The sequence below is a fragment of the Streptomyces sp. NPDC042102 genome, assembly GCF_055582305.1.
On sequence record NZ_JBVJDL010000014.1, the window covers coordinates 18482 to 33305 of the forward strand.

Below are 14824 nucleotides of genomic sequence, written 5' to 3' on the forward strand. Positions count from 1 at the left end.
GGAGATCATCCATGAGTACCCCCTCGGAAAAGGTCGTCGAAGCGCTGCGGGCGTCGCTGACGGAGACGGAACGGCTGCGCCGGCAGAACCAGCAGCTGGCCGCCGCCCCGCACGAGCCCATCGCCGTCGTCGCCATGAGCTGCCGCTTCCCCGGTGGCATCGAATCCCCGGAAGACCTCTGGGAGTTCGTCGCCAAGGAGGGGGACGCCGTCTCCGGGTTCCCCGACAACCGGGGCTGGGACCTCGGCGACACGGGCACCGTGCGGGAAGCCGCCTTCGTGCCCGACGTCGACGAGTTCGACGCCGCCTTCTTCGGGATCTCGCCCCGCGAGGCCCTGGCCATGGACCCCCAGCAGCGCCTGCTGCTGGAGGCTTCCTGGGAGACCCTGGAACGCGGCGGGTTCGACCCGCACACGCTCAAGGGCAGCCGGACCGGCGTCTACATCGGCGCCTCCCAGCCCTCGTACGCCCAGAGCCTCGGCGACGAGGCCGAGGGCGCCGAGGGGCACCTGGTCACCGGGTCCGTGGCCAGCGTCATCTCCGGCCGGATCTCCTACACGTACGGCTTCGAGGGACCGGCGGTCACCATCGACACCGCCTGCTCCTCCTCCCTGGTCGCCGTGCACCTCGCGGTCCAGGCGCTGCGCCAGGGCGAGTGCTCGCTCGCCCTGGCCGGCGGGGTCACCGTCATGGCCTCCCCGGGTCTCTTCGTGGGCTTCAGCGCCCAGGGCGTCATGGCGTTCAGCGGCCGCTGCAAGGCCTTCGCCGCCTCCGCCGACGGCACCTCCTTCTCCGAGGGCGTCGGCCTGGTCCTGCTGGAGAAGCTCTCCGACGCCCGCCGCCACGGCCACGAGGTCCTCGCCGTGATCCGCGGTACGGCCACCAACCAGGACGGCGCCTCCAACGGGCTGACCGCCCCCAGCGGCAAGGCCCAGCAGAAGGTCATTCGCCAGGCCCTCGCCAACGCCCGCCTCACCGCCGACGAGGTCGACGCGGTCGAGGCGCACGGCACCGGCACCACCCTCGGCGACCCCATCGAGGCCCACGCCCTGCTGGCCACGTACGGCCAGGGCCGCCCCGAGGGGCAGCCGCTGTGGCTGGGCTCCATCAAGTCCAACATCGGTCACACCCAGGCGGCGGCGGGCGTCGGCGGCATCATCAAGACCGTCATGTCGCTGCGGCACGGCGTCCTGCCCAGGACCCTCCACGTCGACGCGCCCTCGCCGCACATCGACTGGTCCGCCGGGGACGTCGAACTGCTCCTGGCGTCCCGTGCCTGGCCCGAGACCGGCCACCCGCGCCGGGCCGCCGTGTCCTCCTTCGGCCTCAGCGGCACCAACGCGCACGCCATCCTGGAGGCCGCGCCCGAGCCGGACGGGCCGCAGGACACCGCACCGGAGCCGGCGGAGGGCACCGGGCCCGCCGCCGTCATCGGCACCGGCGCCCCGCTCGCCTGGGTCCTCTCCGGCAAGGGCCGGGCGGCGCTGGAGGCCCAGACCGCCCGGCTGCGCGCGTACGTCCGCTCCGACGACGCGCTCCGGCCGCAGGACGTCGGCCTGGCGCTGGCCACCACCCGCTCCGCCTTCGAGCACCGCGCCGTGGTGCTCGGTTCCTCCCGCGAGGAACTCCTCGCCGCCCTGGACGCCCCGGCGGCGACCGGGATCGCGGACACCGGCGGCAAGACGGTGTTCGTCTTCCCCGGTCAGGGTTCGCAGTGGGCGGGGATGGCGGTGGAACTCCTCGATTCGTCGCCGGTGTTCGCGGCGCGGTTCGCGGAGGTGGCGGGTGCGGTCGAGGCGTATGTGGACTGGTCGGTGGAGTCCGTGGTGCGGGGGAGTGAGGGTGCTCCGGAGCTGACCCGTATCGAGGTGCTCCAGCCGGTGCTGTTCACGGTGATGGTCGCGTTGGCCGAGCTGTGGCGGGCGGCGGGTGTGGTGCCGGACGCGGTGGTGGGTCATTCGCAGGGTGAGATCGCGGCGGCGGCGGTGTCGGGTGCGCTGTCGCTCGAGGATGCGGCGAAGGTCGTGGTGCTGCGGTCGCAGTTGTTCGCGGACGAGCTGGTGGGCCGGGGTGCGGTGGCGTCGGTGTCGCTGGGTGCGGACGCGGTGCGGGCGCGGATCGCGCCGTACGGGGACGCGTTGTCGATCGCGGGGATCAACGGTCCGGGCACGGTGACCGTGGCCGGTGAGGTGGCTCCGCTGGAGGAGCTGGTCGCCGTACTGGAGGCGGAGGGTGTCCGGGCGAAGGTGATTCCCTCGACGGTGGCCTCGCACTGTGCGCAGGTGGACCGGCTCAAGGAGCGGATCCTGGACCTGCTGGCCTTCGTACGCCCGCGTGAGGGCTCGGTGCCGCTCTACTCCACCGTCACCGGCGAAGCCCTGGAAGGACCGGAGCTGACCGCCGCCTACTGGTACGAGAACTGCCGGCAGCCCGTGTCCTTCGAACCCGTCGTCCGCACCCTCCTCGCCGAGGGATTCCGGGCGTTCATCGAGTCCAGCGCCCACCCGGTCCTCACCTACGGCCTCACCGAGACCGCCGACGCGGCAGGCGCCGACATCCTCGCCACCGGCACCCTGCGCCGCGACGAGGGCGGCCTCGCCCGCTTCACGGCCTCGCTCGCCACGGCCTGGACCCGCGGCGTCCGCGTCGACTGGACCGCCCTGTACGCGGGCCGGGACGCCCGCACCACGGCTCTGCCCACGTACGCCTTCCAGCGCCAGAGCTACTGGCTGAAGCCCGCCGCGATCCGCCCCGAGGCCCCCGCCGCCGCCCCCACCGCCGACGAGACGGAGGCCCGGTTCTGGGCCGCCGTCGAGGCGGAGGACCTGGAGTCCCTGGCCGGCACCCTCGACCTGGAGGAGCGCCGCGCGCTCGGCGAGCTGCTGCCCGCCCTCGCCGACTGGCGCCGCAGGCACCGCGCCCACGCCACCGTCGACTCCTGGCGCTACAAGGTCAGCTGGGCCCCGCTGACCGCCACCGGATCCACCGGAGCGCTGGACGGCACCTGGCTGATCGTCACCCCGGCGGGCGCGGCGGCCGGCTCCACCGCCGGCACGGTCGCGGCCGGCCTCGCCGCCCACGGCGCCGGCACCGTCGTGCTGGAGACCGACCCCACCGCCGGGCGCGCCGAGATCGCGGCCCGGCTCGCCGAGACCACGGCCGCCCTGCCGGGCCTCGGCGGTGTCCTCTCCCTCCTCGGCCTCGACGAAGCCCACGGGGCCACGGCCACCCACGTCCTCGTCCAGGCCCTCGCCGACGCGGGGATCACCGCCCGGCACTGGGCCGCCACCCGCGGCGCCGTCGCCGCCGGCCGGGCCGACACCCCCGCCGTACCGGCCCAGGCCCGCGTCTGGGGCCTCGGCCGGGTCGTCGCCCTCGAACAGCCCGGCAGCTGGGGCGGCCTGGTCGACCTGCCGCCCGCCCTCGACGACCGGGCCGTGGCCCGGCTCGCCCGGCTGCTCTCCGGCGGCTACGGCGACGAGGACCAGGTCGCGATCCGCACCAGCGGCATCCTCGGCCGGCGGCTGGTGCGTGCGCCGCTGGGTGACCGGGAGCCGGTGCGTTCCTGGACGCCGCGCGGCACGGTGCTGGTCACTGGCGGTACGGGTGGGGTGGGTGCGCAGGTGGCCCGCCGTATGGCGGCCACCGGTGCGGAGCACGTCGTCCTGACCAGCCGGCGTGGGCCGGCGGCTCCGGGTGCGGCCGAACTGGCGGAGGAGATACGGGAGCTGGGCGCCGAGGTCACCGTCGCGGCCTGTGACATGGCCGACCGCGCGCAGGTCGAGGCGCTGCTCGCGGCGATCCCGGCCGAGCGGCCGCTGACCGCCGTCGTCCACGCCGTCGGCGTCCCGCAGTACACGCTCGCCGGGGAGACCCCGGCCGAGGAGTTCGAGCAGCTCTCCGCCGCCAAGGTGGCGGGCGCGGACCACCTCGACGCCCTCCTCGACGGCACCGATCTGGACGCCTTCGTGCTGTTCTCCTCCAACTCCGGTGTCTGGGGCGCGGCGCGGCACACCGCGTACGCCTCCGCCAACGCCTACCTCGACGCGCTCGCCGAGCGGCGCCGCGCCCGCGGCCTGACCGCGACCTCGCTGGCCTGGGGCGCCTGGGGCGGCGGCGGCATGATGGAACTCGACGGCGCCGAGGAGTACATGCGCCGCCGCGGCGTCATCGAGATGGACCCCGGACTCGCCCTGAACGCCATGGTCCAGGCCGTCGAGCACGACGAGACCTTCGTGGCCGTCGCCGACGTGGACTGGGCGCGCTTCGCCCCCGGCTTCACCTCCGAGCGCACCAGCGCCCTCATCGACGCCCTGGTGCCGAAGGCCCCCGTGGCCGAGGCGGCCCCGGCCACCGACGACGCGGCCTCCGACCTGGTCCGCACCCTGCGCGCGGCCACCCCGGCCGAGCGCACCGCCCGGCTGACCGACCTCGTCCGGGCTCAGGCAGCCGCGGTCCTCGGCCACGCCGACGGCGCGGCGATCGAGTCCTCGCGCGCCTTCAAGGAGCTCGGCTTCGACTCCCTCACCGTCGTCGAACTGCGCAACCGGCTCACCGCCGCCACCGGCCTGACCCTCCCGGCGACCCTGGTCTACGACCACCCCACGCCCGCCGCGCTCGCCCGCTTCCTCGGCGCCGAACTGCTCGGCGCCCCGGAGGAGCCCGCGGCCACCGCCACCGGCGGCGCCGGTACGGGCGCGGGGACGGACGAGGACCCCGTGGTCATCGTCGGCATGAGCTGCCGGCTGCCCGGCGGCATCGAGACGCCCGAGCAGTTGTGGCGGGCGATCTCCGAGGGCGAGGACCTCGTCGGCGACCTGCCCCGCGACCGCGGCTGGCGCCTGGCCGAGCCCACGGACGCGACGGACGCGACGGAGGCGAGCGACCCCGCCGAGTCCTTCCAGGCCGTCAAGACCCTCGGCCAGGCCGGACTGCTGCGCGGCATCGGCGAGTTCGACGCCGCCTTCTTCGGCATCTCCGAGGCCGAGGCCCTGGTCCTGGACCCGCAGCAGCGGATCCTGCTGGAGACCGCGTGGGAGGCGTTCGAGCGCGCCGGGGTCGACCCGCGCGGGGTCACCGACGAGCAGATCGGCATCTACCTCGGCGTCGGCTACCAGGGCTTCCTGCCCACCGAGCGGATCCCCGAGGAGAGCGAGCCGCACTTCGGCAGCGGCATCGCGCCCGCCATCGCCTCCGGCCGCGTCGCCTACGCCCTCGACATCCACGGCCCGACCCTGACCGTCGACACCGGCTGCTCCTCCTCCGGCGTCGCCCTGCACCTGGCCGTCCAGTCGGTGCGGCGCGGCGAGAGCGCCATGGCCCTGGCCGGCGGTGTCACCGTGCTGTCCGCGCCGGTCGCCTGGCACCACATGGGCGGCGCGGCGGCCGACGGCCGCTGCAAGCCGTACTCCGAGGACGCCGACGGCACCGGCTGGGGCGAGGGCGCCGCCATGGTGGTCGTCGAACGGCTCTCGCGGGCCCGGAGCCTGGGCCACCGCGTGCTCGCGGTCGTCCGCGGCTCCGCCGTCAACCACCACGGCGCGGGCAACGGCCTGACCGCCCCCAGCGGCCTGTCCCAGCAGCGCCTGATCCGCCAGGCGCTGGCCGACGCGGGCCTGGCCGGCCCGGACGTCGACGCCGTCGAGGGCCACGGCACCGGCACCCCGCTCGGCGACGCGATCGAGGCCGAGGCGCTGCTCGCCACGTACGGCCAGGACCGCCCCGAGGACCGGCCGCTGCTGCTGTCCACGGTGAAGTCCAACATCGGCCACCCGCAGTCCGCCTCCGGAGTCGCCGGGATCATCAAGACGGTCCTGTCGCTGGAGCACGCCCGGATCCCGCAGATGCTGCACGTCAAGGAGCCCACCAGCCGCGTCGACTGGTCGGCCGGCGCCGTCCGGCTGGTCACCGAGCCCACCACGTGGCCCGAGACGGGACGGCCGCGCCGGGCCGGCGTCTCCTCGCTCGGCGCCAGCGGCACCCAGGCCCACTTCATCCTGGAAGAGCCGCCCGCCGCCGCCGTCGCCACCGTCGGCAGCGTGCGGCGGGACGGCCCGGTCGCGGTCCCGCTGTCCGGCCGGACCGGGGCCGCCCTGCGCGCCCAGGCGGCGCGGCTGAGTGCCGCGCTCGCCGAGGACCCCGCCCTCGACCCCGCCGACATCGGCTACACCCTGGCCACCGGCCGGGCGGCCTTCGAGCACCGCGCCGTGGTGCTCGCCGAGGGCCGCGAGGATCTGGCCGCGGCGCTGGCCGCCGCGGCGGAGGGCGGGGACGACGACCGGGTGGTCACCGCCGGCCACGCGCGGATCGCCTTCACCGGCGCCGTACGCGGGATCGCCGACGGTCTGTACGCCGCACAGCCGGTGTTCGCCGAGGCGTGGGACGAGGTCCGCACGCACCTCGGCGTGCACCTGGCGAGCCCGTTCCCGCCGGCGGCCGAGGCCTTCGCGGAGGAGGTGGCCCTGTTCCGCCTCTCCGCGCACTGGGGCCTGGCCCCGCAGGCCCTGACGGTCTCCGGACCGGGCCTCGCGGCCGCGGCGCACGCCGCCGGATCCCTGTCCCTGGACGAGGCGGCCCGGCTCCTGGCCGCGTACGCCGAAGACGACCCGCAGTCCTTCGAGCGGACCCTGCGCACGGTGGACCTCACCGCGCCGTCCGTCCCCCTGCTCGACGCGGCCACCGGCGAACCCCTGGGCGCCCTGGACGCCCCGGCCACCTGGTCGGCGGCGGTCGCGGCGGGGGACGCGGGTACGGACGCCCCGGCCGACGCCGCCCGGTACGCGCTCGCGCAGGCCGCGGCTTTCCACGTCGGCGGCGCGCCCGTCGACTGGGCCGCCGTGTACGGCGCCGACGCCGCCCGCCACGTGGACCTGCCGACGTACCCGTTCCAGCGCGAACGCTTCTGGATATTCGGCTGACCCACCCCCACGGGCCGTACCGCGCCCCCGATCCAGCCTCGCCGGCGTTTGAGGCGCGGGGTGTGGGGCGGAGCCCCGCGGGCCGAGGGGCACCGGCCTCACGACGTCGACCGGCACCGCCGGGACACGCTGCCGCCCCACAACGCCCGCCCCGCCGGGCAGCCTTTGGCGTCGCTTTAAGACACGCCCCTACCGTCGCACGCGCGTACGTCACTCACGACTGGAAGGACCCCTCATGCTCGACGAGCAGAAGCGCAAGGAGATCGTCGCGGAGTACTTCCGCAAGGTGAACGAGGGCGACATCGACGCCATCCTCACCCACTTCACCGAGGACGCCCGGATCGAGGACCCGGTCGGCCGCGAGCCCCGCGTCGGCCGCGCCGCCCAGCGCGAGTACTTCCACAGCAACGTCGCCGCCGAGGTCACCGTCAACCCCGGCCACGCCTCCGTCGGCCAGGACGGCAAGCAGGTCGCCGTACCGGTCGCCGCGACGATGACCAACATCCTCGACCCGAACCGCACCCGGACGAACATCAACGCGGTCGACGTCTTCACCATCAACGCCGACGGCCTGATCGAGGACATGCGCGTCTTCTGGGGCATGAGCGACATCGGCGTCTGAACCCTGCCGCCCCGCCGCCCCGGCGTGCACACCCACAGGCGACCACGAACCAGGAGAGGTACGGACATGACCACCCCGGACGAGCACAGCGACCTGTGGATCCGGCGATACCACCCCGCGCCCGAGCAGCCGTACCGCCTGGTGGTGCTGCCGCACGCCGGCGGCAGCGCGTCGTTCTTCTTCCCCTTCGCCAAGAACCTGGCCGGCCGGGCCGAGGTGCTGGCCGTGCAGTACCCCGGCCGCCAGGACCGGCGCGCCGAGCCGACCCTGGACAACGTGCCCGATCTGGTGGAGGCCATCCACCGGGCGCTGCGGCCGTGGTCGGACAAGCCCTTCGCGCTGTTCGGCCACAGCATGGGCGCGGTGCTCTCCTTCGAACTGGCCCAGCGCTACGAGGCCGAGGGCGCTCCGCTGCTCGGCCTGATCGCCTCCGGGCGCCGCTCGCCGCTGGTCCACCGCGAGGAGAACGTGCACACGCGCGGCGACGACGCCCTGATCGCCGAGATCCGGGCGCTGGCCGGCACCGACGCGGGCCTGCTGGCCGACGAGGAGCTGCTGCGCATGGTCCTGCCGGCCATCCGCAGCGACTACAAGGCCATCGAGACCTACCGCTTCCGGCCGCAGGAGCCCGGCCCGGTGCTGCGCTGCCCCGTCAGCGTGCTCACCGGTGAGTCGGACCCCCGCGTCAGCCTGGAGGAGGCGCGCCGCTGGCAGGAGCTGACCAGTGGCGCCTTCAGCTTCCGCAGCTTCCCCGGCGGGCACTTCTACCTCACCCCGCAGGCGGCCGGCGTGACGGAGGCGGTCGCGGAGGACCTCGCCGCGTTCACCGCGGTCCCGGCGGTGCGCTGACCGCGCCCCCACGCGCCGGGCCGCCCGCCCGTACCCCGACCGAAACGTTCCGAGATGGGTGTCCCCATGCAGACCAAGGTGCAGTTCACCGCGGAGACGAGAAACCTGCTCGTCGCCCTCTACTCGCGGGCCCACGACGCCAAGTCGGGCCGTCCGATCCTGGGCGACCGCCTCGCCGTCCGCGCGGTCGAGTCCATCGAGGACTACGACGAGCTGAAGACCCAGCTGAAGATGCGCGACGACGACGCGATCTCGCTCGCGATCCGCGGCAAGGAGGTGGACCGCTGGGTGCAGGACTTCCTGCGGCGCAACCCGCGCTCCGTCGTCCTCCACCTCGGTGCCGGCCTCGACGGCCGCGTCTTCCGCATCGACCCGTCGGCCGACGTCGAGTGGTACGACCTGGACCTGCCCGAGGTCGCGCAGCTCTACCGGGACCTGTTCCCCGAGCGCGACCACCACCACGTCATCGGCGCCTCCGCCCTGGACCCGGACTGGCTGGAGGAGATCCCGGCCGACCGCCCGGTCCTCGTCGTCGCCGAGGGCGTCCTGGTGTACTTCACCGAGGACCAGGTGCGCGACCTCATCACCCGGATCACCGGCCGTTTCCCCACGGGCGAGCTGCTCTTCGACGCGTACACGCCGTTCTCGGTGAAGGCGATGAACAAGCACTGGACGGTCAAGGCGACCGGCCACCGCTTCGTGTGGGGCCTGGAGGACCCCAAGTCCCTGGAGCAGTGGGACCCGCGGATCGAGCACAGGATGGAGTGGACCTTCACCGACTCCCCCTACGTGTCGCACATGCCGTGGACCTCGCGGATCATGTGCAAGATCATGAACGCCATCCCGGTGCTGCGGAAGTACAACCGCGTGATGCGCTACACCTTCTGATCCGCCCGCAGGCCGCAGCCCGATGGCTGCCGCCCGCAAGGCGCAAGGCGCAAGGCGCAAGGCGCAAGGCGCAAGAGGCAGGGCCCGGGAGCCGTATCGGCTCCCGGGCCCTGCCTCTTTCCCACGTCCTCACGTCCTCACAGCTCGGGCGCGATCACCGTCCCGGTGCCCACCTCGGTCAGGCGGATGGCCTCCACCGGGCAGTTCAGGGCGGCGTCCAGCAGCCGGTCGTCGGCCGGCGCCGACGCGCACCGGGCCTGCGCCTTGCCCTCCACCAGCGTGAAGAAGGCCGGCGCGGCGTGCACGCACATGCCCGTGCCGGTGCAGGCGGCCCGGTCCACGCTGATCTGCCAGCGCGTCCGCTCCAGGGTCTCGGTCGTCATCGTGTTTCCTTTCTGTCCTGTTCGTTCACCAGCGGACCGGCAGTGCCAGGGGTCCCCGTACCAGCAGGCTGGCGCGCCAGGCGATGGCGTCGTCCTCGATCCCCAGCTCCAGCGTGGGGAACCGGTCCAGCAGGGCCTGGACGGCCACGGCGAGTTCCATCCGCGCCAGCTGCGCCCCGACGCAGAAGTGGACACCGTGTCCGAATCCCATGTGATGGTTGTCCTCACGGGTCAGGTCCAGCCGGTCCGGGTGCGCGAAGACCGTGGCGTCGCGGTTGGCCGAGTGGATGTGGACGTACACCGCCTCGCCCTCGCGGATCGTCGTCCCGCCGATCTCCAGCTCCTCCGTGGCGATCATCGCCGCGTGGTGGCCGGTGCCGAGCGGGATGTAGCGCATCAGCTCGTCCACCGCCCGGGGCAGCAGCTCCGGCCGTTCGCGCAGCAGGGCCAGCTGCCGTGGGTGGCGCAGCAGCGTGTAGACGAAGTTGGTGATCTGGTTGGCGGTCGTCTCGTGGCCCCCGGCCAGCAGGACGACGGTCAGCGAGACCAGCTCCTGCTCGGAGAGGCGGTCGCCCTCGTCCCGCGCCTGGACCAGCGCGCTCAGCATGTCGTCGGTGGGCCGTGCCCGCCGCTGCCCGATGAGCTCCATGATGTAGAAGCAGAGTTCGTTGATGCGGGCGGTGAACTCGTGGTGCGGCAGGGTGTCGCCCTGCATCAGGGCGTCCGCGCCGCGCCGGAAGATCTCGCGGTCCTTGTACGGGACGCCCAGCAGCTCGCAGATGACCCGCGTCGGCAGTGGCCAGGAATAGTGGGTGACCAGGTCACCGGGGGAGCCGGCGGAGGCGAGGTTTCCGGCCAGCTCCGCCGCGATCTCCTCGACGCGCGGCCGCAGCTGCTCCACCCGCCGCTTGGTGAAGGCCTTGGTGAGCAGCCGTCGCAGTCGTGAATGGTTGGGCGGGTCCATGTACATGATGCCCTCGGGCCCCACCTGCATCTCCTGCCGGCGCGGCACATCGGCGTTGACCACCGCCGCGCGGCTGAGCCGGGGGTCGGCGAGGGCGGCCCGGACGTCCTCGTAGCGGGTGACCAGCCAGGCGTCCCCGCCGTACGGGAGGGTGATCCGGCTGACCGGTTCCTGTCTGCGCAAGTCCTCGAGAATCGGCTCGATCTCGAGCCCGCGGATCGGGGTGAAGGGGAAATTCCGTAAGGCGGCAACCATCTGGGGGTCGATGGTGACGGTAGACATGACACTCCCTCATCTTTTCCGTGTGCCCTACAACGGTCGGGAAGCGCCAAGGGCGGGTCAACCCCTACCCGATACCCGTACGCACCCCTGAATCCGACCCTCCGCATGCCCTGACATTGCTCCCGCAAGGGGCCGCGCGGAATCCTGGCCGGGGCCGCAACAGGGCCGCGGTGCCGTCGTCTTCGGAGTCGCACGGACGACGAATCCGATGAACACGACATCGTGAAAGGTGGTGTGCGGTGGCGCTCAGCGAGAACGCAATCGCCGCAGCAGGACTCATCAAGACCTTCGGCAGGTTCCGCGCCCTCGACGGGCTCGACCTGACGGTCCGCAGGGGTGAGGTGCACGGCTTCCTGGGCCCCAACGGGGCCGGCAAGTCCACCACCATCCGCGCCCTGCTGGGCCTGCTGAAGCTGGACGGCGGCAAGGCCACCCTCCTCGGCAAGAACCCCTGGGCCGACGCCGTCGAGGTGCACCAACGGCTCGCCTACGTGCCCGGCGACGTGAGCCTGTGGCGCAACCTCACCGGCGGCGAGGCGATCGACACCCTCGGCGCCCTGCGCGGCGGGCTCGACAAGGACCGCCGGGGGCAGCTGATCGAGCGCTTCCAGCTCGACCCGAGCAAGAAGGGCCGCACCTACTCCAAGGGCAACCGGCAGAAGGTCGCGCTCGTCGCCGCCTTCGCCTCCGACGCGGAGCTGCTCATCCTCGACGAGCCGACCTCCGGCCTCGACCCGCTGATGGAGGCCGTCTTCCAGCAGAGCGTCGCCGAGGTCAAGGCCCAGGGCCGCACGGTCCTGCTCTCCTCGCACATCCTCAGCGAGGTCGAGACCCTCTGCGACCGCGTCTCCATCATCCGCAAGGGCCGCACCGTGGAGTCCGGCACCCTCGCCGAGCTGCGCCACCTCACGCGCACCTCGCTCGCCGTCGAGTCCGAGCACCCGGTCACCGGCGTGGAGTCCCTGGCCGGCGTCCACAACGTCCGCGCCGAGGGCAGCCGGCTGACCTTCGACGTCGACAACGGCCAGCTCGGCGCCGTGCTCGCGCACGTCACCCCCTTCGGCGTGCGCGCGCTCACCAGCACCCCGCCCACCCTGGAGGAGCTCTTCATGCGCCACTACGGCGACCAGGGCGACGAGGCCACGGCCGCGAAGGCCGGGCGCGCCACGGCGGGAGCGGGCGCGCGATGAGCCAGTACGCCAACACCCGGCCACTGCTGAAGCTGGCGGTCCGCAGAGACCGTATCCAGCTGTCGGTGTGGCTCTACGGCACCGCGGCGCTCGCCTACAGCGCCGCGAGCAGCGTCGGCAAGACGTACAAGGACGAGGCGGCGCGCACCGAGGCCGTCAAGCTGCTCACCGACAACCCGGCGCTGCTGCTGACCCGCGGCGCGCCCGTCGGCACCGGCGAGGGCACCCTCGCCATGGTGCAGTCCTTCACGTTCCTGTGCGTGCTGGCCGCGCTCATGAGCACCTTCGCCGTCGTACGGCACACCCGGCAGAACGAGGAGAGCGGCCGCGCCGAGCTCGTCGGCGCCGCCCCGGTCGGCCGGCAGGCGGGCCTCGCGGCCGCCCTGCTGCTCGCCCTGCAGGCCAACATAGGCCTGTTCATCTTCCTCGGGATCGTCCTGCCGCTGGCGGGCCTGGCCGTCGGATCCTCGCTGCTGGCGGCCGCCGCCGTCGCCGCGACCGGTCTCGCCTTCGCGGGCGTGGCCGCGATCGCCGCCCAGCTGGCCGGCACCGCGCGCGGTGCCAACTCGCTGGCCGGCGCGGTCGTCGGCGCCGCGTTCCTGATCCGCGGCATCGCCGACGCCGGGGGAGAGGTCAACGCCTCGGGCACGGCCGTGGAGAGCTCCTGGCTCGCGTGGCTCTCGCCGATCGGCTGGGCCCAGCAGGCCGCCCCCTTCGGGGCGGACAACTGGTGGGTCCTCGCGGTCCCGCTGGTCTTCTTCGGCCTGGCCGCCGCGTTCGCGCTGCGCCTGTCCGAGGGCCGGGACCTCGGTGCCGGCGTCCTCCAGGACAAGCCCGGTCCGGCCGCCGCCGCTCCCGGCCTGCTGGGCGCGTACGGACTGGCCCGGCGGCTGCACCGCGGCGCGCTCATCGGCTGGGCGCTGGGGATCGCCGTGCTCGGCGCCGTCATCGGCGGCATGGGCAAGTCCGCGGGCGAAGCGCTGGGGGACAACGCCGCCCTCACCGAGACCCTCGGCAGGATCGGCGGCTCCGGCGGCGACCCGGTGGACACGTTCTTCGCGTCCATGATGGTCATGGTCGGCGCGATCACGGCCGGCTTCGTGGTGCAGGCGCTGCTGCGGCTGCGCGCCGAGGAGACCTCCGGGCGCCTGGAGTCCCTGCTCGCCACCGCCATCGGGCGCGGCCGCTGGGTCGCCAGCCACGTGGTCGTCGCGGTCGCCGGCTCGCTGGTCCTGCTGCTCGTCGCCGGACTCGCCGCGGGCCTGACGTACGGCGCCGCCGCGGGCGACGTCGGCGGCGGGGTCGCCGACCTCGTGGGCGCCGCCCTGGTCCAGGCGCCCGCGGTCCTGGTGATCGCCGGTGTCGTGGTGCTGGTCTTCGGCATCCTGCCCGGGGCCACCTCCGGCGCCGCATGGGGCGCGCTCGCCCTGTGCCTGGTCGTCGGCCAGCTCGGCGGCCTGCTGAAGCTCCCCCAGGCGGTGCGCGACATCTCGCCGTTCAGCCACCTGCCGGCGCTGCCGGCGGTGGACGCCGAGGTGCTGCCGCTGGTGGCGCTGACCGTCGTGGCCGCGGGCCTGCTGTGGGCGGGCACCGCCCTGTTCGGACGGCGTGACCTGGCCGCCTGACCGGCCGCACCCGTCATGCGTGAGCCGTCCGCACCGGAAACTCCTTCCGGTACGGACGGCTCACGTGCGTGCGCGCGTACGTGCGCGGGGGCGGGCGCTACTCCTGGCCCGGGTCCAGCAGCGACAGGTCCGACTTGCCCCAGTACACCCACACGGCCTCGATCAGACCGTGGGAACCGGTCCGGAAGATGCTCGTGAGCGCGAACTTGATGCGCTTGCGGAACGGATCGGCCGGCTTGTCCAGATAGCCGTGCTTCGTCAGCGCCGGCCCCAGCGGCAGGTAATTCATGTAGACGGACACCGGAATGGCCACGTGCAGCCCGTCCTGGGCGGCGACCGGAACCCCCGCCACGTCCACCGTCTTCGCTTCCGCGGCCCGCTGGAAATGCACCCGCAATGCGTCGTGCCCGATCATCGGGACCGAACCGACCGGGTCCTCGAAACGGACGTCCTTCGTGTACAGCTCGAGCATGCGGTCCACATTCCCGCTGCTCATGCGCCGGCAGTGCTCCAGCGCGAGTTCCTTGCGCGTCGCCTCGTCCAGCATTCTCCTCAGTCCTCCCCCGGCGTCATGCCGCGTCGACGAGGGAGACGTCGCTCGCCCCCCAGTAGGCCCTCATGTCCTCGATCAGCCCGTCCTCGCCGGCCCGGACGACCATCACGAAGCGGAACAGCATCCGCTGGCGCGCCGGATCGGCGGGCGTGGGCAGCACGCCGTGCCGGGTCAGCACCGGTCCCAGCGGCAGGTAGTCCATGGTCGCGGCCACCGGCACGGCGGCGTGCCGGCCGTCCTGGGCCGCCACCGGCGTGCCGGGCACCTCCACGGTGTTGCTGGTCACGGCGCCCCGCGCGTGCGCGCGCAGGGCCGCGTGGCCGCGCTGCACGCCGGCGCCCACCGGGTCCTCGAAACGGACGTCCGGCGAGTACAGCCGCAGCAGCCCCTCCACGTCGCCCGCGTTGACCCGTCGGGTGTGTTCCAGAATCAGGTCCTTCAGCGCCGCCTCGTCCAGCATGAATTCTCTCCTTTCGGCAGGCTTCTCCATGGTGGCCGCGGCCTCGCGCGTCCCGCCATAGCCGCCGGATTTCATAGGGGTTGATAGGGGT

At 73.6% G+C, this 14824-nt stretch carries 10 protein-coding genes; 6 read left to right on the plus strand and 4 right to left on the minus strand.

The annotated features are described in order from the left end of the window. Window positions 1-11 precede the first annotated feature (11 nt). The 4 genes from ACZ6KO_RS31595 (at window position 12) to ACZ6KO_RS31610 (ending at window position 9276) form a co-directional block, all read left to right on the plus strand. The gene (locus ACZ6KO_RS31595; RefSeq protein ID WP_469307411.1) at window positions 12-6917 is read left to right on the plus strand and encodes a type I polyketide synthase; all 6906 of its coding nucleotides are present in this window, start codon (window positions 12-14) and stop codon (window positions 6915-6917) included. Window positions 6918-7152: 235 nt separating this feature from the next. Next, on the plus strand, window positions 7153-7539 hold the full coding sequence (locus tag ACZ6KO_RS31600; protein ID WP_219667159.1) for a nuclear transport factor 2 family protein: 387 nt from the start codon (window positions 7153-7155) through the stop codon (window positions 7537-7539). A gap of 66 nt (window positions 7540-7605) precedes the next feature. Beyond that, the gene (locus ACZ6KO_RS31605) at window positions 7606-8388 is read left to right on the plus strand and encodes a thioesterase II family protein (RefSeq protein ID WP_469307412.1); all 783 of its coding nucleotides are present in this window, start codon (window positions 7606-7608) and stop codon (window positions 8386-8388) included. Between the two features lie 66 nt (window positions 8389-8454). Continuing rightward, window positions 8455-9276, plus strand: a complete 822-nt coding sequence (locus ACZ6KO_RS31610) for a class I SAM-dependent methyltransferase (RefSeq protein WP_469307413.1) — start codon at window positions 8455-8457, stop codon at window positions 9274-9276. A 137-nt stretch (window positions 9277-9413) separates the two neighbouring features. Here ACZ6KO_RS31610 and ACZ6KO_RS31615 read toward each other — a convergent pair whose 3' ends face one another. Continuing rightward, window positions 9414-9659: a ferredoxin gene (locus tag ACZ6KO_RS31615; RefSeq protein WP_469307414.1), complete on the minus strand. Its 246-nt coding sequence runs from the start codon at window positions 9657-9659 to the stop codon at window positions 9414-9416. A 25-nt stretch (window positions 9660-9684) separates the two neighbouring features. Beyond that, window positions 9685-10905 carry a cytochrome P450 gene (locus ACZ6KO_RS31620; protein WP_469307415.1) on the minus strand — a complete coding sequence of 407 codons (1221 nt, stop codon included), beginning with the start codon at window positions 10903-10905 and terminating at the stop codon, window positions 9685-9687. A 239-nt stretch (window positions 10906-11144) separates the two neighbouring features. Here ACZ6KO_RS31620 and ACZ6KO_RS31625 point away from each other — a divergent pair, with 239 nt between their 5' ends. Together ACZ6KO_RS31625 and ACZ6KO_RS31630 are read left to right on the plus strand one after the other, a co-directional pair. Then, window positions 11145-12095: an ABC transporter ATP-binding protein gene (locus tag ACZ6KO_RS31625; RefSeq protein ID WP_469307416.1), complete on the plus strand. Its 951-nt coding sequence runs from the start codon at window positions 11145-11147 to the stop codon at window positions 12093-12095. Beyond that, window positions 12092-13720 (plus strand): ABC transporter permease, encoded by a 1629-nt coding sequence (locus ACZ6KO_RS31630; RefSeq protein WP_469307417.1) that lies wholly within the window; start codon window positions 12092-12094, stop codon window positions 13718-13720. Before ACZ6KO_RS31625 ends, ACZ6KO_RS31630 begins: the two co-directional genes overlap by 4 nt. A gap of 97 nt (window positions 13721-13817) precedes the next feature. On the opposite strand, the gene ACZ6KO_RS31635 is transcribed toward ACZ6KO_RS31630, so the two are convergent. Next, window positions 13818-14267: a nuclear transport factor 2 family protein gene (locus tag ACZ6KO_RS31635; RefSeq protein ID WP_469307418.1), complete on the minus strand. Its 450-nt coding sequence runs from the start codon at window positions 14265-14267 to the stop codon at window positions 13818-13820. Window positions 14268-14289: 22 nt separating this feature from the next. Beyond that, window positions 14290-14733 carry a nuclear transport factor 2 family protein gene (locus ACZ6KO_RS31640; protein WP_469307419.1) on the minus strand — a complete coding sequence of 148 codons (444 nt, stop codon included), beginning with the start codon at window positions 14731-14733 and terminating at the stop codon, window positions 14290-14292. Window positions 14734-14824: the final 91 nt, after the last annotated feature.